The 1,700-nt window shown below is 72.4% G+C and carries 1 pseudogene; it reads left to right on the top strand.

The features are described from left to right. A pseudogene (locus R7226_RS31405) lies at positions 1 to 1,562 on the top strand (hypothetical protein); the annotation flags it as partial. Between the last annotated feature and the right edge of the window lie 138 nt (positions 1,563 to 1,700).

Consider the following 1,700-nt stretch of genomic DNA (forward strand, 5'->3'; position numbering starts at 1 on the left):
CTCCGCTGCGGCGGGCGCTGCGTCCGCGCGGGCCGCTGGTGCGCGCGGCGGCCGTCCGCGCCGGGGCGCAGCCGCGGCCGACGGCGCTGCTGGAGCGGGTCGACCGCGGCGAGATCGCCGCCGCGCCGCCGAAGCGGACGCCGCCGGGGCTCGTCATCACGAACGAGATACGCGACCTGCTGGCGAAGGATCCGAAGGGCAAGCCGGCCGCGGTCTGGATCGGCGAGGACGCGCTCAAGCCGGGCGCGGCCCAAGACCTGCCCGAGCCCGACAACTTCATACTGCGCGATCCGCGCAACCCCGACCGCAAGCCGGGCGAGGGCAAGGGGACAGCGAGAAGAACGAAGGACGGCCACGACGAGATAGCGATCCTCGTGTGGGCCAGCGACGAGACCTCGAAGGAGCCCGAGCGCGGCCCGCTCGGCCTCGAGGGCACCGTCGCGGTGCTGGTCGACGCGCTCGACCCGGCCGTGACGATCCCGAGACGGACCCACCACAGAGTCAGGTTCCCGAGACGGATCGTCACCGAGCTGGACGAGAGCTTTCAGGAGGCGATGGCCTACCCGCGCATCGACCTGCCGATGTACGACCCGCTCGTAAGAGCGTCGACCGACCTCTTCCTGCCGAACATCGGGCTGGTCGAGCAGAACAGCGTCACGCTGCTGGAGACCCACCAGCTCTTCATCGAGGCGTACATGGTCGGGCTCAACCACGAGATGGCGCGCGAGCTCCTGTGGCGCGAGTACCCGACCGACCAGCGCGGCAGCGTCTTCCGCCAGTTCTGGGACGCCAGCGGCGCGCTGACCGATCCGAGACTGACCGCCGACCAGCGCCGCGAGCTGCTCTACGACATCCCCAAGCTGCACCTGTGGTCGCGCAACTCGCAGCTCGGCGACCACGACAACCGCGAGAGCGGCGGGCCGGCCGAGGAGGAGGCGGTGATGCTGATCCGCGGCGAGCTGCTGAAGCGCTATCCGAACGCCGTCATATACGCCCACCGCGCCGCCTGGCAGCTGAGAAGAGACGGCAGAATAGACCCCGGCAGAGAGCGCGAGCTGGCGCTGCTGTCGCCGGCGGAGGAGGCGAGACCGCCGCCCGCGAAGGTGCTGACGCCGCTGTACGAGGCGAAGGTCGACCCCGACATCACCTTCATCGGCTTCGACCTCACGACGAGAGAGGCGAAGGGCGGCGACCCGCTCGCCGAGGCGAGACCGGACCCGGGCTGGTTCTTCGTCATCAAGGAGCGGCCCGGCGAGCCGCGCTTCGGGCTCGACATCGAGCGCGGCGGCGCGCAGCCGGTGCAGACCTTCAACGACCTCGCCTGGTCCGACGCGCCAGGTGTCGCCCCCGGCGGCCACCTGCCGGCCGCCGCCTTCGCGCCGGTCGCGCTCGCGCCGCTCGGCCCCGCCGACGCTGAGAAGAGAGACCAGGCGATCGAGGACGTCGACGTCAACGCCGCCGCCAACAGCGCCGCGCGCTGGGCCTACGTGCTGTACCAGGCGCCGGTGATGGTCGCGATCCACGGCGCCGAGATGCTGAGAGCGAGAGCCGCGAGACCGTGAGCGAGTTCACCGACCTGCGCGACGCCTTCACGAACGCGCGCACCGAGGACGAGGCCGCCGCGGCCGCGCTCGTGCGCGCCCGCGAGCGCGCCGCCGCCGCGCAGGCGCGGCTCGACGCCTACCGGCGCCGGGGCCCCG

Source organism: Conexibacter stalactiti, from assembly GCF_033542075.1.
Classification (GTDB): Bacteria; Actinomycetota; Thermoleophilia; order Solirubrobacterales; family Solirubrobacteraceae; genus Conexibacter; species Conexibacter stalactiti.